The following is a 25278-nucleotide window of genomic DNA, read 5'->3' on the forward strand; positions in this document are numbered from 1 at the left end:
ATGGCTTTTATAAAATTATATCGCGATAAGTTACGTCATAATTATAATTTCCTTGATAAACTCTTCAAAGATAATGGAATCAAGTGGGGGATAACGACCAAGCTGCTTTGTGGACATGAGGAGTATTTAAAAGAGGTGGCTGATTTGGGGATTGGCGATATGCTTGATTCCCGCATCAGTAATCTCAAAAAAATTAAGGAGATTGATCCCGATACGCTGACTACCTATATCAAGCCGCCCCCCAAAGATATTATTGAATCGGTGGTTAAGTATGCAGATATAAGCTTGAATACCGAGCTCCCAACCTTGCACGCTCTTTCTGAAGAAGCCCAGCGCCAGGATAAGGTGCATAAGGTTATTATTATGATTGAGCTGGGTGACCTGCGCGAAGGGGTGATTCGTGAGAATCTGATCGACTTTTATGAAAAGGTATTTAAGCTCTCAAACATCGAGGTTATTGGTATTGGTGCTAATCTCAATTGTATGCATGGGGTAATGCCGGATGAGGATAAACTCATCCAATTATCACTCTATAAACAGATTATTGAACTCCGTTTTGATAAGGAAATTCCATTGGTTTCGGGCGGGACCACGGTAACTATTCCGCTGTTGCTGCGTAATCAATTGCCCAGCGGTATTAACCATTTTCGGGTAGGAGAAGCCCTGTTTTTCGGTAAAAATCTTTTTACCGATGGTACGATCGAGGGTATGCATAATGATGTGCTCGAACTCTACCCGCAAATTATCGAAATTGCTGAAAAGCCAAAGGTGCCCAGCGGTGAGCTTGGGATGAATCCACAGGGCGAAGTAGTTGATATTGACGAAGATGAATACGGGGAAACATCATATCGTGCAATTTTAGATATCGGTTATCTTGATATAAATCCCGACCATTTGATTAACGAAGAGGAGGGAATCAAGATCGCAGATGCCAGTTCGGATATGCTCATTTTGGATGTCGGTGATAATAAGGCTGGCTACGAGGTGGGGGACTTTATTCGTTTTCGGATGAAATATATGGGAGCCCTGGGAATTATGAACTCTGACTATATTGATAAAGTAGTAGAGTAGCGAAGTCTTGTAGATGATGTAAGATAATTGATCAATTCAGTTCTTAACATCTTGCACCGTAGCTATGCTGCGGTGCTTTTTTATTTACCCTTGTTAGATTTTCAGAAGATTGATCTATATATAATCCACTCAAAATGCTCTGCGTTGTAAGGGAATTTATTTAAATGATTGACACTGATAAAAATCCGTCAATCTGATCGTACAAAAGCTTATTTAAAAGGTTCGCTCGTATTATCTTATGGTTAATTTTGGTGTTCAGTCTGTTCCGGAGTTGCACAATCAAAATAAGAAGTGTTAGTTTCTGATATTTACAATCCAAAAGTATTTGAAACAACTTTTACTTAATTCTCAACTATGAAAGGCTTTGAAGATTATAACTTTGCCAAAGTAATGGATTATCCTGACCGTAAGGAGGATCTGTTTGTCTTTGATTTTTCGAAAGGCTATGATGCCGATTTTATTACGACCAAAGAGTGGGGAATCGGGAAATATAATGAGCAGCGTTCTAATATGTATCTGGCATCCCAATTCAATAATGAACGTAATATCCATATGGGTATTGATATCTGGACGAAAGCGGAGAGTCCGGTATACTCATTTTGGGATGGAGAACTGGCATACCTGCAAAATAACGATCAGCCCGGTGATTATGGCCCCACGATGGTGATTAAATATGAGTTGGGAAGCCGGCCATTGTATGCTTTATATGGACATCTTTCAAAGAAATCACTCGAAATGGTTTCTCTGAATAGACCGGTAAAAAAGGGACAAAAGATCGCAACGCTTGGGAGTCAGGAAGTTAATGGCGGGTGGGCGCCTCATCTTCATTTTCAGCTTTCCGTCGAAGATCCCAAAGAAGCCGATATGCCGGGGGTGGTAGCACCCGAAAATAGGGAAGAGGCTTTAGAAACCTATCCTGATCCCAGAATAGTGTTGGGCAATTTGTATTGAAATTATCACTTAGCTGTAGCTCGATAGTGCAACTCTCTCGCAACTGCTTAGGTTATTTTTAAAATCAATTCTGAGGGAGTTTTACTCCCTAAGAAAATAGTTATAGCTTATCTATTAGCAGTGGCACATCTTGGTGACCGGCATAATTTCGGGCACTGGAAAACTTCCAATGTTCCGGCTTGGTAACATATCCTTTTCTAACAGGATTTTGATGAATGTAATGAAGCTTTTGTCTGAAAAACCATTCCGAATAAATTCCGATAGGATAGTAGCCGGATTGCCAAACTTTATATTCCTGATTTGTTTTGCGTCCAGTGGCCGCTTCTTTAAAAATTCTTAAAGCGTTTATTTGATTATTCGTTTTTAACAAAGAACTTATTTCAGATGAAGTATAGCGTTTTAAATCCCTAATGATATCTGGAATGAATTTAGGCTCATTAGCAGAAATGATTAAATGTAAATGGTTAAGCATTATTACATACGCATGAATAGATAACCCTTTGTTTTTGTGGCAATATTTTAGGCTATCAGTAATTAGAGAATAATATTCGATACTTGTAAAAACAGGATACCACTTTGTTAGGGCAGTGGTGCAAAAGTAATACTTCGTATCAGAATATACCTTCCATGAGCTCATGATAATATCGTTTTAAAGTAGGATGCCTTTGAAAGACTGATCCTTACAATATTTTAATAGATTTGTTGCCATATTGCTCGAGAGTGCAACTTGCTCGCAACTGCTTAGGTTATTTATAAAATCAATTCTAAGGGAGTTGTATTCCTGAAAAGGAAAGGCAATAAATATAGGAGATAATGGAAAGCTGATTTACAGAATACGCCAGAATAACTATTGGAAATTCTGCTCTAAAATCCACTACTTGTGCCTTGCACAAATTGTGATTTAGGAACTCCGGCATGCCCCTCGATTTAAACATTGATCCATATTTACCAGAATTAAAAACGTTACGCCATCAGTTGCACGCCGCAGCTGAAGTATCGGGAGAAGAGCAGCAAACAGCTGAAATAATTACCGAATTTTTATCGGCTACCAAACCCGATGAGCTGTACACAAATGTTGGTGGGACCGGTTTGTTGGCGACCTATGATTCTAAAAAGGAAGGCTCGCATGTGTTAATTCGGTGTGAGCTCGATGGGTTGCCAATTACGGACAATATTGAAACCGAATATCAATCTAAAAAAGAGGGTATCGGTCATAAATGTGGTCACGACGGGCACATGGCGATCGTGGCCGGAGTTGCAAAACTGCTGGGAGATCAACGCCCGTCGGCTGGAAAAGTGACGCTTTTGTTTCAACCGGCTGAGGAAACCGGGGAAGGGGCACAGCGCGTAATGGAGGATTCAAAATTCAGGGATTTGAAACCAGACTACTTTTTTGCCCTTCATAATCTGCCGGGCTTTACAAAGCATCAGATTGTTGTTAAAAAGGATACCTTTGCCGCGGCTTCGGTAGGATTAATTGTCCGCTTTAAGGGGGCCACCGCTCATGCTGCCCATCCCGAAGAAGGAAATAGTCCGGCGTTGGCCGTGGCACAAACAATACAGTCTTTTTCGGCAGCGCCACAGTTTCAGGTCCCGTTGGAAAAAGCAGCAAAAGTAACGGTCATCCATGCCGGGCTGGGCGAACGCGCTTTTGGTACGTCACCGGGACAGGGCACCGTAATGGCAACACTGCGTACCTATGATGATCAGTTGTTAGCAAAGCTGAAGGATCATTGTATTCAAATAGCAGAGGGGTATGCCGATACCTTTAAGTTGGGCATTGACGTTGAGTGGGTGGAGGAATTTCCTGCCACCGTAAATAATACGGAGGCCGTGGATATTATTGAAACGGCTGCCGATAAACTGGGATCTGAAATTTATCACAAAAAAGAACCTTTTAGCTGGTCCGAAGATTTTGGTCATTTTACCGGCAAGTATAAGGGAGCTATGTTTGGGTTAGGTGCAGGAAAAAAACACCCGGCCTTGCACGCTCAGACCTATGATTTTCCCGATGAAATAATATCCACTGGTATTTCGATGTTTTTGCAAATAATAAATGAAACGATTGATAGATCATGAATAACGAGTTATATCCGTCATGGATTGAGTTAAGTAAGCAAGCTTTTGAAAAGAATATCACCTTTTTAGCGGATTATATCGGCAAAGATACCGTCTTTAGTTCAGTAATTAAGGGAAACGCTTATGGACACGGCATTGCGCATTTTGTACCAATGGCGGAGGAATGCAGGGTTCGTCACTTCTCGGTTTTTAGTTCTGACGAAGCACGACAAGCTGCTCGAGCAAGTACGCAGGAAGATACTCATATCATGATTATGGGGATGATCAATAACAAAGCGCTGGGATGGGCGATCGAGCGGGATGTTTCGTTCTTTGTTTTTGAACTGGATCGATTGAAATGGGCTGTTCAAGAAGCACAGCGTATTGGAAAGCCGGCACGTATTCACCTGCACCTGGAAACCGGAATGAACCGATTGGGTCTGGAAAAAGAACAGTTTGAAGAGGCGGTTCGTATCATTAAAAAGAATAATAAACATCTACAGCTGGATGGCATTTGCACTCATTTTGCCGGAGCCGAAAGTGTGGGTAATTATGTGCGGATTCAGGATCAGATCGATAATTTTAAGGAGTACTGTTCGTGGTTTGAAGATGAGGGGATTGAAGCAAAACATCGCCATACAGCCTGTTCTGCGTCGGCGTTGAATTACCCGGAGACCATTATGGATATGGTACGTGTGGGAATCGCCCAATATGGCTTTTGGCCAAATCGGGAAACCTACATGAATTTCGTAAAAAAGTACCCGGATATTAATAAAGAGCACAAAGATCCACTGGAGCGTGTATTGACCTGGAAAAGTAATATTATGAGTACCAAGCAGGTTCCGGCCGGAGAATTTGTGGGGTATGGCAACACCTATTTAACCGGACGTGATGAAACCATTGCGTCTGTCCCCATAGGATATTCGCACGGCTTTGCCCGAAATTTGACAAATGTGGGTATCGTTCTTGTAAACGGCAAACGTGCACCGGTGGCGGGATTGGTCAATATGAATTTGTTGACGGTGGATGTAACGGATATTCCTGACGTTAAAAAGGGCGATGAGGTCGTCATTATTGGGCACCAGGGAGAACAGGAGATAACAGTTTCATCGTTTAGTGAGATGCGGAATAATATGAATTACGAAGTATTAGTGCAGATTCCGTCCCGTATTCCCCGAAGTATTGTTTGAGAAGTGATTAATTGACACAATTCGCAAAGTGAGTGGAATAACTCCCGAACTTGTAAGAGTAAATAAATCTCTATTCATAGCCGCCTCGTTTACGAAGCGGCTTTTTTGTTGGGTGATATTTTAAATAGTTAAACCGGTGTATATAGCATTTTAAAGATTATCACTCATGCGATATCTAATTGATTCAGGGAGTTCTCCGACCGACGTAATCTCCCTAAATAAGCTCGCGTAGCACCAAAAGGAGAACCACTTAGCCATGTGTCGCTTATATCATGGAGATTACCGAACTTCGCTCATTTCATTCGCTTGTTCGTAATGACAGCCGTTGGTTAAAAGCAGTGTCATTACGAGGAGAAGCTTGCGACGACGAAGTAATCTCCCAAAACAAGCCCGCGTAGCATCAGAGGGGTAACTTTTTGTACCTCAGTTAGCTCTTTGCAGGAGATTGCCACACTTCATTCGTTTCAATCATTTCGCTCACTGCTACACCAAGGGTTCGAAGGGCACAGCGCAATCGAGGAATATACAGCCATCAGGTTCGCGTAGAATCTAAAGGCTATCGCTCCGTTACGCTCACTTCGTCCGGCTTTGTCAGGTGACGTACCGCAACGGAGGTATGGTACGAGAAAGAAGAGAATATCTTTTTTAAATCCTGAATCATTTTATCGCATAAATACGGATGGCTTTTCCTTGGGTCATCCTTGTACCATCCTTGGGCCATGCTTGGGGACAGAAGGTTGAGCTTGACCAAGGTTGGACCCACCTTGGTATGGGGTAGATCGGGTCAACTCACTGATTATCTCAAAGTAATTATCCCGGGGTAAGCGTTTTTCTTCCGACAAGCTATTGTAGAATCAACCGTATCGGTGGCTATGCAGAGAATCGTCACGAGATAATAGCTCTTTATACTCCTTTCACTTTTTACTTGTAAACTTAAAACTCAAGCCCTCAGTTGTTCTGTAACTTAGTGACTTCAAAAATTAAATCTGTCGTTCAAGAATGCGTCCACTTAGCCATAAGCTCCGCTGACTGTAAAGAATATTATGATAATAACTGTTGCGGTCGAGAAGGTAATGGTCAAAAGGATAAAACTTGTTATTGAGCTTGGGCTGCTCAAAAAAGAAGCGGTATCGAGGATCCTCCGTGTTATAAGAGTAGTACCAGATGAGCTGACGCAGGCGATCCCGGGTATGAAAGGGTTCACCGAAAAGAATATAAATCAGTCCCCGATCTGTTTTCCAGCCCTCCTTAAAGTTAGAAAATCGTTTGTTTGCTTCCTCAACACGCGTATAATATTGCGCAATAACCTGTTGGGCTTTGCTTTTATTCCCAATATTCTTGAGCCAAAAACGATCAATAGCTTGTTTAAGAGAATCATCATCAGAAATGGACATGAGCTTTTCGTGGTCCCCGCGACCCATCAAATAGTAAAGGGGACGAGCTAATTCCCGGACACTTTCCACGGCGGGAAAGTTCTCACTTTTTATTCCAAATGATCTTCCTTTAAAGATTTCTTCCCCATCTTCATTCTCTTTGGTAGCAGTAACCTCAAACCGGTAATTACCCCGATCTTGATTCGCAAACTTAAACTCTATAAACACGCTGCTGTAATCAGTAAGTACACGCCTATTACTTTGCAGTTCCATTTCCTTGTTAAAATCGATTCCCTTGTATTCAATATTTGAACTGCTATAATTATTGCGAGTAATAGCTCGGGGCAGGCTGGTATCCGAAGCGAAAGAAACCAATCGGGTATCAAGGGTTAGCGGGTTGTCGGACTGGGGACTGATAACCTGGAACATAAATCGAAGCGAATCTACTGCATTCGATACATGGTAACCCGATATTTGCGTCCACTGTTTATCCTTGTTTTGTTTGCCAAACAGCTGTATCTCACTGAGCGTATAGTCTTGTTGTTGGGGGGCTGGAATATAGGCGCTACTGGTCTGGGTAAGCTTTTGGTTGGAATTGAGATCCTGCACTGTCACAGCTATTTCATAATTGCCGGGTGGTACTGGTAACCGATAGGGAATATACTCAATTTCACGGCTGTGGGTGATCGATTTATCACTCGTAATGATTTGCCGGGTAATACGCTTTGCCTCAATATTTTGCTCACCATCGAGATCCGTAATTTGTATATCAACCGCCACTTCAGCAGAAAGGGAGTCGTCTTTTCGATTACTGGTGTACACCAAACTGCCCTTGATAATGTCTGTCGTAATTTCGAGTACTGGCCCCTCATTTTCATCAACAAAACCAAAGGCACTTGACCTAAACTCCGGGTAACCCGATTTATAGTTGTAGTCGATACCGCGTTGTATGTTATCCATTTTGCTGCTACTACAGCTGATAAGCAGGGCCACAAAAAATATTGAAAAGAAATGTAAAGGAGTTCGCATCCGCAGAGTAATATTTTTAAACTTTTTTACTGACTTGGCAAAATTAAGTTGGAGAAAAGTAAGATTCTTCAAAAATTTTTAGTTGATAACTAAAAAATCATTCGTTATAGTATATATACTATTGATGGGGAAAAAGACAATGCCGATATTTTTTGGTTTATAATTGAATTAATTATCACCTTATCAATTTAAATGCTATTAATCAATCTTAGGAATTGCTCTTAAAATGACGCTTTCACGAAGAAATTAGGCTATTCGTTGCGCACTGCACCGAAGGCTTAATTCATAAATAACATCCCTTCCTAATATGTTTAACGTTGGCTAATCTAATTTGTTTTTAGATAGCTTGGGTTGGCATAACATTAAGGGGCATTAATCTAAACTAAAACTATCTCTAATTATGAAGTTGAAGGTACTATCTCTATTAGTATGTACTTTCGGTTTGATGTTTGCTACTTCTGCCATGGCACAAGACATTACCGTTTCTGGTACTGTCGTGTCTGCTGATGATGGTGAACCATTGCCGGGAGTTACAGTTATGATACAAGGAACAAGCCGGGGAACCGCAACCGGAACCGACGGCACATATGAAATTTCCGTCCCATCAAACGGGACGTTAGTGTTCTCTTCTGTTGGTTTTCAAAATCAGGAAATTCCTGTTAACGGGCGCACTACCATTGATGTTCAGCTTGCTACGGATGTAGCACAGCTCGAAGATGTTGTAGTGGTCGGTTACGGGACCCAGTCACGAAGAGATTTGACTAGTTCAATATCTTCCGTGGGATCTGACCAATTAGAAAATCAAGAACTGAATACCATCGAAAATGCCTTACAGGGGAATACTTCGGGTGTTCAGGTAACGCAGGCCGGAGGTACATTGGGATCTCCCTCTGCTGTTCGTATTCGTGGTACAGCCTCAATTAACGCAGATGCTCAGCCTCTGTATGTTGTTGATGGTGTTCCTCTTACAACCGGTGATGGATCGATAGGTCGCGAAGTTTCTGGTGTGGGTATTGGTACGAACCCGCTCATTAACTTAAACCCGGATGATATTGAATCAATTGAGGTTCTAAAAGATGCTTCTGCTTCTGCTATTTATGGATCTCGTGGTTCGAACGGGGTTATTTTAATTACGACCAAGTCAGGTCGTGCAGGACAAACTCAGGTTAATGTTAGTTATTCCGGTGGTGTAACAGAAGCTACTGACAAGTATGACATGTTGAATGGCCAGCAGTTCACTGAGATGTGGAATCAAGCAGGAGTGAACTTTTTTGATGAAAACGGTTTTGATGCATTGCTTAATGGAGCATTTGGTGTAAATAGATCTGCTGAAGAATGGTGGTTTGACCCCACCGGTAACGCAGCAATATTTGGGGCCGATGCTTCTTTAAGTGAGGATCCTGCGGATGTTTCCAGTACTGACTGGATGGACTTGGTTCAAGAACAAGGATCTATTCAGAAAGTAAATGCCAGTGTATCAGGTGGTAACGAACAAACACAATACCGTATATCAACAAGTTTTAACGATCGGAAGGGATATGTAAAAGGGAATCGCCTGCAGCGTTACTCTGCTCGTGTTAAAGTTGACCACCAAATCAGTGATAAGGTGCAGGTTGGGTTGAATATTGCTCCAACGTACAGCCGTAATTTCAAGCGTTCTGAGCGTAACCAGGTAGATGCTCCAATAACTTTTGCGGCACTCTACTATCCCAATGTTCCTGCTCGAACGGATGAAGGGGAGCCAAATTTAAGTGTTGACCCTAATAACTTTGTTGCTTTTACAGGTACTCCTTTAACGAACCTTGAGGGTACAGAAATTGAAGAGGATTTTCAGCAGACCGTGATTTCTTCTAATTTATCATGGGAGGTTGTTCCTCAGCTTGAATTTAATACTGACATCTCTGTTGATCTTTTTCAACTTCGAACTAATGAAAAACGCAGTGATCTGACTACTGACGGCTTTGGTGTTGGTACTGGACTCAATCTCAGCGAAGACTATGTGAACTATAACTGGAATGCTACGCTGCGATATGCCGGTGACTTTGGTGAACACAGTCTTTCGGCGCTTGTAGGTACTTCGCTTCAGCGTTCTGAAAACGTAAACTTTTCTGTTTCAGGAAATGGTTTTCCAAGTAATGACCTAAAAACGTTGAACAGTGCTGCTGAAATTACAGGAGGCGGTGCCAGTATCAGTTCTTATGCATTTATGGGATACCTTTCGCGAATCACATATTCATTCCAGGATAAATACTTGTTTACCCTAAATGGACGTGTTGATGGTTCGTCAAGATTTGGTTCAGACAACCGTTACGGCTTTTTCCCTGCGGCTTCTGCCGGTTGGGTTCTTTCGGATGAAGAGTTCTTGAGCGGAAGTGATGTACTCGATTTCTTAAAACTCCGTGCCAGTTATGGTATTACAGGTAATGCTGATGGAATAGGAAATTATCCTGCCCTTGCTCTTGCGGGAGCTGGCTCTGATTACAACGGAACTCCCGGATTGAGTGTTTCACAGTTGTCAAATCCAAATCTACAATGGGAGAAAACTACCCAGTTAGACATTGGACTTGACTATGGATTTTTTGGTAGTCGAGTACGAGGTTCATTGGGCGTATTTGACAAGCAAACTTCCGATCTGTTACTTGGTCGTCCAATCTCTGCAACAAATGGTTTTACCACCTTTACGCAGAACGAGGGTGAGATGCGCAATAAAGGATTAGAATTTGATGTAAGCGCTGATATCTTCACCGGAGAATTCCAGTGGACGTCTTCTTTTAATATCTCATTTATTGAAAATGAGGTTCAGTCTCTAATTGGAGGAGATGATATTGTTGCTGGCGAACAGCTTGTTCGTGAAGGAGAGGCGCTGGGCGCGTTCTATCTGCGGGAGTTTGCTGGTGCAAATCCTGATGATGGACTTGCTGTATGGTATATGAATTCCGAGCCAACGCAAGCGCAAATTGATCAGGGCGTTGCTTTTAAAAACGAAAGCCGATTTGGCGATCGTTATGTAACGACTAATTACGGGTCAGCCGAACGAATAATCGCCGGTGATCCCCATCCGGACTTTTTCGGTGGGTTTAGAAATAATTTCCGGTATAAAGGGTTTGACCTGAGTGTATTCTTACAATACACCTACGGAAATGATATTTACCGAGCGGATGGAGAGTTTCTTGATTCGAACTTGAACTCTTTGTTTAATCAATCAACTCGACAGCTTGATTACTGGAAGGAGCCCGGTGATATTACAGATGTTCCTAAGCCGATACTCTTAACAGCAAATGGAAGCCAGTCAAGTACTCGTTTTCTTGAAGATGGTTCCTACATGCGTGTGAAGGATGTCACACTCGGGTATTCGTTACCGGCAAGCGTTACGCAAGATTATACGGTACGCCTGTTTGTAAAGGGTACGAACTTGTATACGATTACGAGTGATGAGTATGATGGTATGGATCCGGAAGTTACTTCTGCGCCAAGCACGAATATCAATCAGGGTAATGTATTCTTTGCTCCTGCGCAGGCTCGCACCTTCCAAGCTGGAATTGATTTTCAATTTTAAAAGAAATTAACATTGATCATGAAATATTTGAATTTAACATTTTTCGCGTTAGTGATCGCGTTAGTGATTGGTGGTTGCGATATCTTGGATAACCAAGAGCCGCGCCAGTCACTTTCTCTCGATCAGTTGTACAATAGTACGCAAAACTTAGAGAGTGCCTTAGCGGGTGCTTACGATAAAATCCAGGATGGAGATGTAATGGCATCCTCGTATCCGCTATTTGGATCGATTATGGCTGATAATGCATCGTGGTCCGGTTCATTTGAACAGTGGGCACAAATTTCAAGTCATAATATTGATTTGACTAATTCCCAAGTGGGCGACGTTTGGGATGGTACTTATGCTGCGTTGAATGATATCAATCTCATCATTGAAGCCGTTGATGCCGGTGAAATTGATGATGCCGACTTTGCTCAGGCTGCCGACCGGATCAAAGGTGAAGCACTGTTCCTTCGTGCCATGCTTCACTTCGAAGCGGTGCGCATGTGGGCAAAGCCCTGGGGATATACTGCGAGTAACTCTCATGCGGGTGTTCCAATATTAACTTCAGGTGTACAGTCTCCTGAAAATTTTGTTGCTCCTGAGCGTAGTTCTGTTGCTGATGTTTACAACAGGGTTACTACAGACCTCAATGATGCAATTAATTTGTTGTCCAATTATGGACCCGGTGCTTATGGAGGAACAGCAGCCTTTAATTCTCGAGCCAATGTGTATAATGCACATGCTTATTTGGCACGAGTATATTTACAGCAAGGTGAGTATGGACAGGTTGCTTCTTTAACGGCACCAATCATAGACTCCAACACATATAGCTTGGAAAATACTCCTCAAGCCTACTTCTTTAATAATGAAGAAGCTTCGCCTGAAGCTGTATTCGATATAGTAAATACCGTGCAGGATAATCCAGGTGTTAATAATTCACTTTCTACGTTCTACGCATCTACAGATTTTGGAGGACGAGGAGATATCCAGGTAACTCCAGACTATTTAACGGCATTGGATGCGGTTACAAGTGACCAAGCACAAAATTTGCCACAAGGATATACGTATGAAGATCTACGTTATACTGAACTTGTTTATCAAGATAATGCAACTTTAAAGTATGAAGATGGATCAAATACTTCGGATAATGCTCCTATTATTAGGTATCCTGATGTGTTGTTGATGCGTGCTGAAGCACTTGCTGAAACAGCAAGTACATATCCTTCCGTTGAAAGTAATGAGGCGATTGATCTACTAAATGATGTACACTTGCGGTCAATTCGAGTTACAAATGACCAGGGTGGTAATGAAGATGCTTCAGCATACTTTGCATATGATGAAACTGACTTCACCTCAAACCAAGAACTTCTGGATGCTATTCATCTCGAAAGAAGAGCCGAATTAGCATTTGAAGGTAAACGTAAACATGACTTGGTTCGCCTTGGTATGAATGTTACATCTGGTACAAGTGGTGCTATTACTGCGCCAGATGCCAATAATCTAACTTGGCCTATCCCAGAGTCTGAGCTGGATGCAAATGAAAATATTTGTCAAAATGAAGGTTATGGTGGAGCTGATACTTGCCAATAATCTAATATCTTAGAAATCCTTTAAAGCCGCCTCGTTTTCGAGGCGGCTTTTTTTATTGGTTGTACAGAACCCTGCCGAAGCATTCCGCCGGGTTTTGCTGTTTGAAGGAGTGGAGCTGTTGAGCCAGTTAAATGATCTTTTTTCTGTACTGATCATTATGGAAGAATTGTAATTACGTTGCGCTTAAATAATTTGTGTATGAGGGTGAAACTAAAGTAGGTCTTATAAATAGAATTGAAAGCTGTTCTGACATTTCCCGTTATTTGAGGCCATAGTCGTTTTTCACAGTTTGGTCCATTATTTTGTGGATTTTAGCTTATAACATTCCTTCACTTTTTGCCGCTGTTTATGGTGTGATTCTATTAATAAGAATCTATTTTCACTCTCTTTGGTAGCAGTAACCTCAAACCGGTAATTACCCCGATCTTGGATTCGCAAACTTAAACTCTATAAACACGCTGCTGTAATCAGTAAGTACACGCCTATTACTTTGCAGTTCCATTTCCTTGTTAAAATCGATTCCCTTGTATTCAATATTTGAACTGCTATAATTATTGCGAGTAATAGCTCGGGGCAGGCTGGTATCCGAAGCGAAAGAAACCAATCGGGTATCAAGGGTTAGCGGGTTGTCGGACTGGGGACTGATAACCTGGAACATAAATCGAAGCGAATCTACTGCATTCGATACATGGTAACCCGATATTTGCGTCCACTGTTTATCCTTGTTTTGTTTGCCAAACAGCTGTATCTCACTGAGCGTATAGTCTTGTTGTTGGGGGGGCTGGAATATAGGCGCTACTGGTCTGGGTAAGCTTTTGTTTGGAATTGAGATCCTGCACCGTCACAGCTATTTCATAATTGCCGGGTAATACGCTTTGCCTCAATATTTTGCTCACCATCGAGATCCGTAATTTGTATATCAACCGCCACTTCAGCAGAAAGGGAGTCGTCTTTTCGATTACTGGTGTACACCAAACTGCCCTTGATAATGTCTGTCGTAATTTCGAGTACTGGCCCCTCATTTTCATCAACAAAACCAAAGGCACTTGACCTAAACTCCGGGTAACCCGATTTATAGTTGTAGTCGATACCGCGTTGTATGTTATCCATTTTGCTGCTACTACAGCTGATAAGCAGGGCGGCAAGTAAATATGTAAAGAATAGTAAAAGCGTTCGCATCCGTATGCTGATTATATTACCCTTGTTTATTAATAATCTAACATAATTAAGTTAGATAAAAATCTAATTTGTCAGAATGTTAAAACTAAACTTTTTTTAAACTTTTAGTTGACAGGGAAATAGCGAATTGTTATAGTTCCCAACCTATTGACAGGCTGTGATGAAATACATTCGGCTGATATCACAATTGTTGCTCCTGTCTAATTTTTATTACGGCTATTAATCATTTTAGGAATTGCTCTTGAACAAATCTTTTTCGAAGAAATTAAGCTATTCGTTGCGCACTGCACCGAAGGCTTAACCCATAAATAACGTCTCTTCTTGGTATGTATAACGTTGGCTCGTCTAATTTGTTTTTAGATAGCTTGGGTTGGCATAACATTAAGGGGCATTAATCTAAACTAAAACTATCTCTAATTATGAAGTTGAAGGTACTATCTCTATTAGTATGTACTTTCGGTTTGATGTTTGCTACTTCGGCTATGGCACAAGACATTACCGTTTCTGGTACTGTTGTGTCAGCTGAAGACGGTGAACCACTCCCGGGAGTTACAGTAATGTTACAAGGTACAAATCGGGGAACCGCTACCGGATCAGACGGGACGTATGAAATTAACGCTCCCTCTGACGGTACGCTTAAGTTCTCTTATGTCGGTTTTGTTACCCAAGAAATTGAAATCAACGGCCGTTCAACAATCGATGTTGAACTGCAAGGGGACGTTGCCCAGTTGGGTGATGTTGTTGTTACCGGTTATGGTGAGCAAGTAGAACGTGGAAATCTGACAAGTTCAATTACTTCTGTTAGTTCAGAAGATTTTGAAGGGGTTTCTACATCTAACGCGAACTCGCTACTTCAGGGACGTGCTGCGGGTGTTAATATTGTACAAAACTCAGGTACACCCGGTGGCGGTATTAAAGTGCGTGTTCGTGGTGCTACTTCTATTAACGCCTCAAACGAACCCCTCTATGTAATTGACGGAGTACCTGTTTCAAATGCAAGTAACTCTGCTGTTGGTGTTGGTAATCAAGGTCTTAATGGTCTTTCTACCGTAAATCCACAGGATATTAAATCCATTGAAGTTTTAAAGGATGCCTCGGCGACGGCCATTTATGGTGCTCGTGGTGCAAATGGTGTAGTACTCATTACTACCAAAGACGGTTCTGCTGGTGATACCCAGATTGATTTCGGCTATAGTCACGGAGTTAAGGAGTTCAATAATGAGCTTGATATGCTAAGTGGTCCAGAGTTTATCAAAATGTATGTTGACGGGATGTATGGTGACTTTTTTGGTTACTCCAATTGGGGATCTTATGAAGATCGTTATAATGCGATGGATTCCTTTCTTGCTTCCAATGGATTAACATTTGGTACTTATGCAGGGCTTGGTGCAATTGATGAGTATGGTAATGACCCTTCATCAGCGCCAACAACTAACTGGCAAGACAATGTCTTCAATACTGGTATAACCGATGAATTTAACATTTCTGCCCAGGGTGGAGATCAGACCACGCAGTATTTTATCTCCGGGAATTACTTTAATGAAGATGGTATTATGAAGAATGCCGGTTTTGAACGACTGAGCGGCCGCCTAAATCTGGAGCACCAAATCAGTGAAAGAGCAGATATTAATTCACGGGTATCCTACAGTCGATCAACAACAGAAAGATTGGAAAACGATAACAATATTTATGGTGTTTTAACTAACGCCATACTTGCTTATCCAACGGCGCCCGTTCGAACTGCGAATGGAGATTATAATCCAAGTGTAGGGGCGTTTTCAAATCCGGTAGCTGCTTCTCAAGTTACCAATGATGCTGTTCGTACGCGTTTTATTGGTAATGTGGAAGCCAGTTATGATTTAACTGATAATCTTTCCGTAACTGGAACTGCTGGTATAGATCGCTATGATCTTGATGAGGTAAGCTACTCACCAAGTTTTACCAATCAGGGATCACCATTGGGCAGTGGTTTCTATAGTATCGGTTTAGAGCAAACATGGTTAACCGAGCTTCGACTTGCATATACCAACGATTTTGGTGCCCACAGCCTAAATGCTCTTGGTGTAGTCAGTTACCAGGAAACACAGTTCGAGCGTACATTTGCTGATGGTCAATTCTATCCCAGTGATGATTTAAGAACTATCAACAATGCGGCAACCACGACGGGTGGTTCTTCATTGACGACTAATGGGTTGGAGTCATATACGGCTCGTGTAAATTACGACTACGATGATCGTTATTTAGTAACGCTAACGGGTCGAGTTGATGGATCTTCACGATTTAGTGAAGATAATGCCTATGGTTTCTTCCCCTCTGCATCTGTTGCTTGGAGAGTTACGAATGAAGATTTCATGGATGACGTTGAATCGATTGATAACCTAAAGATGCGATTGAGTGCCGGTATCACGGGTAACCAAGGTATTGGTAATTTCTCGTATCAGGCTCTTTATGGGGTAGCAAGTTATTCAGGGACTCCCGCCCTTGCACCTACTCAGCTGGCCAATCCAGAGCTGCGATGGGAGGAAACAACCCAATATAACGCAGGTGTCGACCTCGCTATTTTTGAGGAACGGCTCACGGTAACAGTTGATGGATATATTAAGCAAACAGACGACCTTCTTTTAAATCGTCCTGTACCTGCTACCACTGGTTTTACTGGATTTGACAGTAACATTGGTTCTATTGAAAACAAAGGGCTAGAGTTAGCGATTAATTCTATTAATGTTCAAACCCAGAATTTCTCTTGGACCACCGATTTCAACATCTCGCATAATAGCAACGAAGTAACGGCGCTATATCAGGATCAGCCTTTTGCGTCTGGTTTTGCCAATCGCGTTGCGGTAGGTGAGCCATTGGGCGCATTCTATGGCTATGTGTCTGATGGACTCTGGAATACCCAGGAAGAGTTAGATAATGCTGGTTATGATGCTGGACCTGCCCAGCCTGGCGATGTTAAATTTGTTGATATTAACGATGATGGCGTGGTGAACTCAGAGGATCAAAAAGTGATTGGTTCGGCCCAGCCTGACTTTACCGGGGGTTTGACGAACAAGTTGAACTACAAAGGGTTTGAACTGAGTGCATTCCTGCAGTTCAGTTATGGAAACGAGATATTTAACAACGCACAGGGTTTCTATGGCCACTATGGGTATGCTTACAACTCATGGGATCGTGCAAAAGATCGTTGGACACCGGAAAATACGGATACTAATGTGCCACGGTCATCTTGGTTTGATAGCAACCAGAATACACGTGAGTCTGACTTCTTGATGTATGATGGTTCCTACCTGCGTCTAAAATCTGCAACTTTGGCCTACAATTTCACGGCTGACAAGTTGGAGCAATTTGGGTTGCGCAGCTTGCGAATTTATGCAACAGGTCAAAATCTAATTACATGGACAGATTATCCAGGCCTTGATCCTGAAATAAATACCTTTGACGGTAGCAATACGGCTTTGGGTACTGACTTCTTTAGCTATCCTCATGCCCGTAGTGTCAAGGTTGGAATTAATATTGGACTTTAAACTTATAAATAGAAATAATTATGAAGAACTTATTTAAAAACATAACAACTGCATTGCTGGTTGTGTTTGTGGCTACATCATGTGATGTGACCAATCAAACACCACAGCAAAGCTTACCGTCTGAGACGGTATTGACGACCGAAGATGGAGCAAATTCCACTTTGGCCGGTGCCTATTCTGCCTACCAAGCAGTGATTGAGGATGATTATGTATTTGCCGAACTGGCCGCCGATTATGCTGGCCATTCAGGTTCCTACCCATCTTGGGGTTCTGTTGACCAGCACAATATGTTGCCTACGAATGCTGAGGGACGTGACCTGTGGATTGAGTACTATGACTTGATTAACATCACGAATAACCTCATCGAGAACGTGCCCACAATAGAAGAGGATGGATTTACTGATCCTGAAAAGAATCAGATCGTAGCGGAAGCTAAAGTCCTCCGCGCATTAGCATATCATTCACTGGTGCGTTATTTCGGAGGAGTGCCGCTTATAACTACTCCTACCACTTCGTTGGGTGAAGAAAGCTTTGTAGAACGTAGCTCTGTTTCAGCTGTATACGATCAAATCGTTACTGACTTGGAGCAGGCCGAAAGTACATTGGGTGCAAATGGTTCGGCAAGTGCTCGTAATGCTACCGGTTATACGGCTAAGGCTCTGTTGGCACGCGTTCATCTATACCAGGGGAACTACCAAACAGCCGAAAACTATGCTTCTGAAGTAATTAACAGCGGTGAGTTTGCCTTGGGAACTTACGAAGGGCTTTTCGGTAATACCCCCTCCACTGCTGAGCCTATTTTCAGGGTGGAATTTACCTCGGAGGATGATAACGCTCTTGCATTTTTTGCTCGTCCGAATGGATACGGTGGACGCAGAGAGTATGCGCCAACTAGTGATTATACCTCTGCTTTTGCCAGTGAAGACTTACGAGCAGCCATTAATTTGCAAGATTTTGATGGGGATGGACAATCTGAGCTCGGAAAGTATTTTGAGCTCGAAGGTAATGATGATGTGATCATTATCCGTCTTGCAGAGATGTATCTCATCCGTGCTGAGGCGCAAGGACTGAAGGATACGCCTGATTATGCTGGTGTGGCTTCAGACCTAAATATGGTTCAGCGTAGAGCCTATGAAAACCAGGAACCTTCAGGAGGTCCATATACGACAGACTATGCTGCAACAGATTTTACGTCCGATCAGGAAGTAATTGATGCAGTTATGTATCAGCGTGGTCTGGAATTGGCGCAAGAAGGCCATCGCTGGTTAGATTATAAGCGTTTAGGTATGGCTGCCAGTCAGTTTGGTATTAGCCAAGATATGACGTTATGGCCAATACCCCAGCGTGAGATGGATTCAAATCCAAACTTGGAGCAAAATCCTGGCTACTAATTGGAAGTTAAGTTTAGCCATTTTAAAGCCGCCTCGTTTTCGGGGCGGCTTTTTTTATTGGTTGTACATAATTCTGTCGAAGCAATCCGGCAGTTTTTTTTCTGCTTGAAGGAGTGGAGCTATTGAGCCAGTTAAGTGATCTTTTTTCTGTACTGATCATTATGGAAGAATTGTAATTACGTTGCGCTTAAATAATTTGTGTATGAGGGTGAAAACTAAAGTAGGTCTTAAAAATAGAATTGAAGGCTGTCCTGACGTTTCCCGTTATTTGAGGCTATAGTCGTTTTTCACAGTTTGGTCCATTATTTTTGGCTTTTAGCTTATAAGTTTCCCTTCACTTTTTGCCGCTGTTTATGGTGTGCTTCTATTAAGAAGAATCCATTTTCACTTCCTGCTTCTGGGCTTATAAATACATTCCTTCCGTTGAGATAGTAAGGACATAGACATCGGCATTATAAGGAGAGTATCATTGTGATAGTAAGGGGAGTGACATTCCCCTTATAAGGGCAGTGTCACTCCCCTTATAAGACCATTGCCACAGGTGGTGAGAAGCCGAGGGATTTGAATACTTGAGAGTGCAACCCTCTCGTAGCTAAATAGAAGCCATTATATTCGCTCCATTCGTAATGATAGCCGTTGTTTTCCTATAAAGAAGTGTCATTACGAGGGAGGCTTGCCGACCGCCGTAATCTCCCCGAGAACGCTCGCTTAGCATCAAAAGGAGAACCACTTAGCCATGTGTCGATCATATCATGGAGATTACCGCACTTCGCTCATTCCATTCGCTTGTTCGTAATGACAGCCGTTGTTTAAAAGCAGTGTCATTACGAGGAGAAGCTTGCGACGACGAAGTAATCTCCCTGAATAAGATCGCGTAGCATCTAAGGGGCTATCCCTCACTCATGAGCAACCATTTTCAAGGAGATTGCTTCACTACGTTCGCAATGACCAGCGTTGTTTGAAAAGAGATAATCCACGCTTCATTTCACCTCGTTCCCTACTACACCACGGCAACATAGGATGACCAGCGTTGTTAGGAGATTTCTCGACTTCAGTATGTCGCCGTCCCGTTCACAATAATCAACCGTTGTTATGTATCTCAAGTTGGTAGGAGTGTTACTATTTTTGGTCGCCGATAATATCTACAATCTTCAATTTCAGGTCTGGAAGCTCTCGTTAAGTAACAACCCAAATCATGCTCAGAGTTATTCCAAAATATTCGTGAATGATAATATCTCTCATCCCTGCGATTTTCCACCAGGGAATGTCATCAGAAATATGTTTTACCGCTTCTCCAATAATTTCCAAGCGGCGTAAAACAGCATCTTGCTTTTCTGGGTTTTGATAAAACTCGCTTTCATCTATACCATCCAGATAGTGCTCAAATTTGTTGAATACTCTCTAAAATATCTTGAAGATAAACATCCGGTTTTCGCTTACTCATATAACCGGTACTTCATCTTTAAGAATGTCATCTTTGAGGGTTGGCTTTAAAGAATCATATTCAACAAGATCTACATTTAGATTGAGTTCATCTTCCAGTTCTTGTTGAATACCAATAAAGTCTAACAGGCTGATTTTTTGATCAATTTTCACCAGTAAATCCACATCGTTTGTCTCTGCCTCACCACGTGCTATAGAGCCGAAAAGTCCAGCCTTTTGAATCCCATACTTTTTTAATACAGGACGTACTTTCTTTTTAATCTCTTCTAAATTTGCCATGGAAACAAGAGTAAATTAGATGATTCGATAACGATATAAGAAAGTGATTCGGAAAGAGATAAGAAAATTAGGAATGCAATGGGATAATCGGATTAATAAATAAGGTTCTTTTAGATTATTCATAGTAAACACTTGACATTACGAGGGAAGAGCGGGTTTCGATGACCGCCGTAATCCCCCTGAATAAGTGCGCGTAGGATCTAAAGGGCTATCCCTCACTCATGAGCACCCCTTTTCAGGGAGATTGCTTCACTACGTTCGCAATGACGAACGTTGTTTTTTTAATAAACTCGTAAGAAAGAGCTGGTGAAAGGGTCTTACTATCCTATGGGAAAGAACTATCACATCTATATTATGACAAACGCTCACCATACGGTTCTTTATACTGGTGTGACGGGCGACATTATCAAACGAGGCTGGCAGCACAAACAACGATTGGTGGAGGGCTTTAGCAAGCGGTACAACTGCACGAAACTGGTGTATATAGAGGAATATGATCACCCGCAGCATGCTATTAATCGGGAGAAACAAATCAAGGCAGGTTCTCGACAAGATAAAATAGATTTGATTGAGGCGTTGAATCCTGAGTGGCGTGATTTATATGAAGAACTTTTATCTTAATAAAAAGCAGTGTCATTACGAGGGAGGCCTGCCGACCGACGTAATCTCCCTGAAAACGCTCGAGTAGGATCTAAAGGATATCCTTCACACATTAAGTAGGCTATTCTGGGAGATTACCACACTTCGCTCATTACATTCGCTCCGTTCGTAATGACGGACTTTGTTGGGAGATTGCCGCGCTGCGTTTCACTTCGCTCTCTACTATACCAGGATTTGGAAGGGTACAGCGCAATGACCGGCGTTGTTGTTTTCATTAAAAAGCATCGTCATTCCGACCGTGTCCCATCCTACGGGGAGGGTAACGAAGTTAAGCCGAGAAATCTATCATGCTGATGAATGAGATGATGAGCCGGCATTACTTGAGCACTTCATCCAAATATGTTGCGATGTTGGATTTCTCCGTGCGTCCTAAATATTATTCAAAACAAGGAGCTTTATTGTTAAAAATGATATCCAATTCATCCTTTGTCAGCTTCAGATTGTTGATAAGATCATTATAAAACTATTGGGGGGAAATCCTGTCAGTCGGTACCAAACAACATGGTAAACACTCAATAAATAGTGGAAGAGTAATTTGCCGGGTTATTCTGCCTTATTTTTTTCAGCGAAGCCTACAGCAGGTAATGGTTATCTGTCTTGGAAGTAGTTGGCGTGAAAGGCTCTTGCAGCTAAGTCCTTAATAAATAAGGTATTGTAATGTGTCTGCGCAATAAAACTTGGTCAACGTTTGACAATGTAAATTATTTTACTATTATTTCGAATGGTTTAAAAATAAGGGCTATTGCTCTTTCGGCACAGATCTTTTAAGGTAAATTTAAAACAGGGATTAATGTGTTGAGAAACAGCGCAATAGTCTAACCCTTTGGGGCAAAATATGGGATACTACTAAAATAGTTCCATGGGGATGAAGTGGTTAAATAAAAACAATAATAAAACATATCTAATTATGCTTAGGAAGCTACTATGCTTAATATTCTTTTCTGTAGTTTTCGCTGGTTCATCTCTTGCACAGGGATCGATTAGCGGTACAGTTACAGATGCAAGAACCGGGGATACAATGCCTGGGGTTAACGTACTAATCACTGAGTTGGAGCGAGGAGCTGCTACCGGTGCGGAAGGTAATTTTGAAATACAAAATGTTCCTTCCGGTACTTATACAGTCCGGGCTACTTTTGTAGGGTATACACCATATACTACTCAAGTAGAAGTTGGATCTGGGGAAGTAACCTTAAATATAAGTCTCAAACAAGATGTTGCTGGACTTGAAGAAGTTGTAGTAACAGGTGTTGGACAAGGAACTCAAACTAAAAAGCTGGGTTTTTCTGTTTCGAAAATTGGGGAAACTGAACTTTCTGAAGTGCCTTCAACAAATGTAGGTTCAGCTCTTTATGGTAAAACATCTGGTATTTCAATTACCAGTGCCTCAGGTGATCCGGCATCTTCACCATCTATTCGACTTAGAGGATCTACTTCTATAAATGGAGATCAAGAACCACTTGTTATTGTCGATGGAGTAATAACAAATGGTGGATTGCAGGATATTAACATGCAAGATGTTGAATCTATCGAGGTAGTTAAAGGGGCTGCTGCTGCTTCTCTTTATGGATCTTTGGCTGGTAATGGCGTAATTCAGGTTATTACCAAAAAAGCAGGAGAGAATACCAATAAACCCTCAGTTACTTTCAGAACTGAATATGGGGTTTCACAGATCGCAAAAGATTATCCTGTAGCCACTACACATCCATGGGTTGAGAATGCAACTTTAACTTCAGATGGAAACTATATTGATAGTTGGCCAGGTTACGGACAATTTGATTCTGATCGAACATTTGATAATGAATATCCAGTGTCATATGACAACGTTGATGCCATTTTTACTGGAAAAGCTTACAATACTAACTACGTCCGTTTAGGAGGTAATTCTCAAGGGTTTAATTATTCAGCCTCTTACGAAGGGCTCACCCAGGGGGGAGTTGTAGAACCGTTAGAAGATTATAAACGACACTCCATTCGATTTAATGCTGAGTATAATGAGGTTGAGAGGTTTACCTTCAGCTTGTCAAGCTCTTATGTCACATCAGAATTTCCATACTTCAACGAGCAAGGGCAGGGTGCTAATTATTTTTATTCTGCGCTTACTGCACCTCCTTATGTTTCTCTTTTGGAGAAAAATGCTGATGGATCTTATACAAATAATCCTACAGGTTATGGGGTGGCAAGTTCAAACTGGCAAAATCCATTATATGTAGCTGAGAATCGTCTTCGTATGACAGATCGTGATCGTATAGTTGGTGGCCTTACGGTAAATTATGACCTTACTGATTGGTTATCCGTAAATGCTCGACAGTCTATGGACAGACGTTTGCAGCAATATAATGATCACACTCCAGTTGGTTATCAAACTCCAACGCCCAGTACTTTTTTCAACAATGGGTATGAATACATCGAGGATATTGATGAGTCAACATATATAACAGAAGTTTGGGCGCAATTTAATCAGCAAATTGGAGAAGATATTAATTTAGATGGAACGCTAAAATATCTTTATGAGGATCGCAATTATACTAACAATTGGACCCAGGGGTATAATTATTCTGTAAGTGGTATCCGAGATATTGGGGCTACTGATCCTAATAATTATAGTGCAAGTTCGACCTTGGAAGAGGAACGTGTAGAGAATTACATCGCAAATGTTGATGTCGATTATCAAGATAAAATCATAGTCGGTGCAATGGTACGTCGCGATGGTTCTTCTTTGTTCGGTTCTGAAGAAAGATGGCAGACATATTACCGTGGTTCGTTAGCATATCGGTTGACCGAAGATATTGACATTAATAATGTTAATGAACTAAAGTTACGAGCATCCTATGGTATTTCTGGACAGCGACCGCCATTTGATGCGCAATATGAGACATATACTCCTACGGGTACAGCCTTAGCACCTAACACCTTAGGTAATAACGAAATTAAACCTTCGGTAGTAGCTGAAACAGAATTTGGGTTAGACGCTACATTCCTGGAACGGTTTAATTTTACGGCTAACTATGCGATAACCAACGTTACGAATGATTACTTACTTGTACCTCTTACCGGTACATCACAGTTTGCTAACCAATGGCAAAATGTTGGAGAAATTGAAAATAAATCTCTCGAATTTACTCTCGGGGGACAAATCCTCTCTACCAAAGATCTGACGTGGGATGCCAATGTTTCATTTACAAGCGTTTCACAAAAGGTTACTGATCTTGGAGGCGCACCTGCCTTTACACGTGGTACTGGCTTAGATGCTGCCATCGACCTATTCAGATTTGAAGAGGGAGTATCTTATGGTGCGATGTATGGAGAAAAGCTGATTACATCAGTTGATCAGTTGACTGTTGATGATAATGGGAATGTTCTCAATATCGCTGGCGGATATTCTGTTGAAGATTTTACAACCAATGAGTTAGGGCATGTTGTACTGGAGCAAGATCAAGGTACACAAGCCGAACGCCCAATGTATTTGGTTGATGAAAACGGTTCCCCTGTTATAACTCAGATCGGTGATACACAGGCAGATTTCCAAGTTGGATTTACCTCTAACTTCAAGTATAAAGGGTTAAGTCTGTTTATGGTCTGGGATTGGTCACAGGGAGGCGATGTATACAATTATACACGTCAGCTAATGTACAACAGGTATTTGCACCAAGATCTCGAGGATTATACGCGAAGTGGTCTTGACCCACAATATGCTCTTGCAAATGATGGACTATACAATGGTTCAGAAGCAACATCACACTTCGTCGAAGATGCAAGTTTTGTAAAACTTCGAGAGGCCTCTATATCATATACTGTCAGTAATGATATGCTTGGCGCCATTGGTGATCATATCAAAAGCGTTAAGATATCTGCTGTAGGACGTAATTTACTAACGTTTACCGATTACTCGGGCTATGATCCGGAAGTAGCATTAAGAACAAATGCTTCTAACTTCCGAATTGATGAGTTTGCTTATCCTAATTTTAGGACCTTTAGTGGATCAATCGAGGTCAGACTATAAAT

General features: G+C 41.7%; 16 protein-coding genes. 10 read left to right on the plus strand and 6 right to left on the minus strand.

Annotation, left to right across the window (positions count from 1 at the left end; all coding sequences use genetic code 11):
- Positions 1-1071, plus strand: a complete 1071-nt coding sequence (locus ACQ76V_RS03920; protein WP_440999173.1) for an alanine racemase — start codon at positions 1-3, stop codon at positions 1069-1071.
- A gap of 354 nt (positions 1072-1425) precedes the next feature.
- The gene (locus ACQ76V_RS03925; protein ID WP_440999174.1) at positions 1426-2022 is read left to right on the plus strand and encodes a peptidoglycan DD-metalloendopeptidase family protein; all 597 of its coding nucleotides are present in this window, start codon (positions 1426-1428) and stop codon (positions 2020-2022) included.
- 100 nt (positions 2023-2122) lie between these two features.
- Here ACQ76V_RS03925 and ACQ76V_RS03930 read toward each other — a convergent pair whose 3' ends face one another.
- Complete coding sequence (locus ACQ76V_RS03930) at positions 2123-2659, minus strand: REP-associated tyrosine transposase (protein WP_440999175.1); 537 nt, start codon at positions 2657-2659, stop codon at positions 2123-2125.
- Positions 2660-2937: 278 nt separating this feature from the next.
- On the opposite strand from ACQ76V_RS03930, the gene ACQ76V_RS03935 reads away from it, so the two are divergent.
- Positions 2938-4101, plus strand: a complete 1164-nt coding sequence (locus tag ACQ76V_RS03935; RefSeq protein ID WP_440999176.1) for an amidohydrolase — start codon at positions 2938-2940, stop codon at positions 4099-4101.
- A complete protein-coding gene (alr, locus tag ACQ76V_RS03940) occupies positions 4098-5270 on the plus strand; it encodes an alanine racemase (RefSeq protein WP_440999177.1) in 1173 nt (390 codons plus the stop codon). The genes ACQ76V_RS03935 and alr overlap by 4 nt, the downstream gene beginning before the upstream one ends.
- Positions 5271-6250: 980 nt before the next feature.
- Here the strand turns inward: alr and ACQ76V_RS03945 are convergent.
- Positions 6251-7603, minus strand: a complete 1353-nt coding sequence (locus ACQ76V_RS03945; RefSeq protein ID WP_440999178.1) for a GWxTD domain-containing protein — start codon at positions 7601-7603, stop codon at positions 6251-6253.
- A 469-nt stretch (positions 7604-8072) separates the two neighbouring features.
- Between ACQ76V_RS03945 and ACQ76V_RS03950 the strand changes: the two genes are divergently transcribed.
- A complete protein-coding gene (locus ACQ76V_RS03950; protein WP_440999179.1) occupies positions 8073-11228 on the plus strand; it encodes a SusC/RagA family TonB-linked outer membrane protein in 3156 nt (1051 codons plus the stop codon).
- A 63-nt stretch (positions 11229-11291) separates the two neighbouring features.
- Complete coding sequence (locus ACQ76V_RS03955; protein ID WP_440999180.1) at positions 11292-12800, plus strand: RagB/SusD family nutrient uptake outer membrane protein; 1509 nt, start codon at positions 11292-11294, stop codon at positions 12798-12800.
- 415 nt (positions 12801-13215) lie between these two features.
- Here ACQ76V_RS03955 and ACQ76V_RS03960 read toward each other — a convergent pair whose 3' ends face one another.
- Positions 13216-13458: a hypothetical protein gene (locus ACQ76V_RS03960; RefSeq protein WP_440999181.1), complete on the minus strand. Its 243-nt coding sequence runs from the start codon at positions 13456-13458 to the stop codon at positions 13216-13218.
- 194 nt (positions 13459-13652) lie between these two features.
- Positions 13653-13910 carry a hypothetical protein gene (locus tag ACQ76V_RS03965; protein ID WP_440999182.1) on the minus strand — a complete coding sequence of 86 codons (258 nt, stop codon included), beginning with the start codon at positions 13908-13910 and terminating at the stop codon, positions 13653-13655.
- 488 nt (positions 13911-14398) lie between these two features.
- On the opposite strand from ACQ76V_RS03965, the gene ACQ76V_RS03970 reads away from it, so the two are divergent.
- Together ACQ76V_RS03970 and ACQ76V_RS03975 are read left to right on the plus strand one after the other, a co-directional pair.
- Entirely contained in the window at positions 14399-17503 is a 3105-nt protein-coding gene (locus tag ACQ76V_RS03970; RefSeq protein ID WP_440999183.1) for a SusC/RagA family TonB-linked outer membrane protein, read from the plus strand.
- A gap of 20 nt (positions 17504-17523) precedes the next feature.
- Positions 17524-18894, plus strand: coding sequence for a RagB/SusD family nutrient uptake outer membrane protein (locus ACQ76V_RS03975; protein WP_440999184.1), 1371 nt, complete (start codon positions 17524-17526; stop codon positions 18892-18894).
- A gap of 1176 nt (positions 18895-20070) precedes the next feature.
- Here the strand turns inward: ACQ76V_RS03975 and ACQ76V_RS03980 are convergent.
- Positions 20071-20268, minus strand: coding sequence for a HepT-like ribonuclease domain-containing protein (locus tag ACQ76V_RS03980; RefSeq protein ID WP_440999474.1), 198 nt, complete (start codon positions 20266-20268; stop codon positions 20071-20073).
- Between the two features lie 66 nt (positions 20269-20334).
- The gene (locus ACQ76V_RS03985; RefSeq protein ID WP_440999185.1) at positions 20335-20616 is read right to left on the minus strand and encodes a nucleotidyltransferase family protein; all 282 of its coding nucleotides are present in this window, start codon (positions 20614-20616) and stop codon (positions 20335-20337) included.
- Between the two features lie 327 nt (positions 20617-20943).
- On the opposite strand from ACQ76V_RS03985, the gene ACQ76V_RS03990 reads away from it, so the two are divergent.
- Both ACQ76V_RS03990 and ACQ76V_RS03995 read left to right on the plus strand, forming a co-directional pair.
- Entirely contained in the window at positions 20944-21237 is a 294-nt protein-coding gene (locus ACQ76V_RS03990) for a GIY-YIG nuclease family protein (RefSeq protein ID WP_440999186.1), read from the plus strand.
- Between the two features lie 946 nt (positions 21238-22183).
- Positions 22184-25276 (plus strand): SusC/RagA family TonB-linked outer membrane protein, encoded by a 3093-nt coding sequence (locus ACQ76V_RS03995; RefSeq protein WP_440999187.1) that lies wholly within the window; start codon positions 22184-22186, stop codon positions 25274-25276.
- Positions 25277-25278: the final 2 nt, after the last annotated feature.

The sequence above is a fragment of the Fodinibius sp. SL11 genome (assembly GCF_052060035.1).
Classification (GTDB): domain Bacteria; phylum Bacteroidota; class Rhodothermia; order Balneolales; family Balneolaceae; genus Fodinibius.